This window comes from Leisingera sp. ANG-M1 (assembly GCF_000813745.1).
Classification (GTDB): Bacteria; Pseudomonadota; Alphaproteobacteria; order Rhodobacterales; family Rhodobacteraceae; genus Leisingera.
Window position 1 is genome coordinate 31,936 of the sequence record NZ_JWLC01000040.1, and the last position, 309, is coordinate 32,244.

The window sequence follows — 309 nt, forward strand, 5'->3', positions numbered from 1 at the left end:
CGGCCAGCCAGAGCACGGACGTCCGCCAATGGATCGCTGGGTGACCATATCCGCCACCATATATCATGGTCATCGGCCGTCCGCGCGCGAGCTGGACAGCGCTGAACCCAAATAAGACCGCATAGAGACCGGCGGGGACATACAGTCCAACGTGGTCCGAAACCGGATAGGCCAACAGGCTGATCACTGCGAGCGCCAGCAGGATCACTGTTTGCCAATTGCGTATACCAAGACGCTGCTCCAGAAAGAAAACCCCCGCAAATGCTAGCAAGAACAACATGTTGCCCGTCCATCCCGGTGCAAAGAAAA

Annotated in this window: 1 protein-coding gene; it reads right to left on the reverse strand. The window is 57.3% G+C overall.

Going from position 1 to position 309, the window contains the following annotated elements; translation table 11 throughout:
* Positions 1 to 280 (reverse strand): hypothetical protein (locus RA19_RS27290; protein WP_039168416.1); only part of this gene is annotated, 280 nt, incomplete at its 3' end.
* Positions 281 to 309 lie beyond the last annotated feature (29 nt).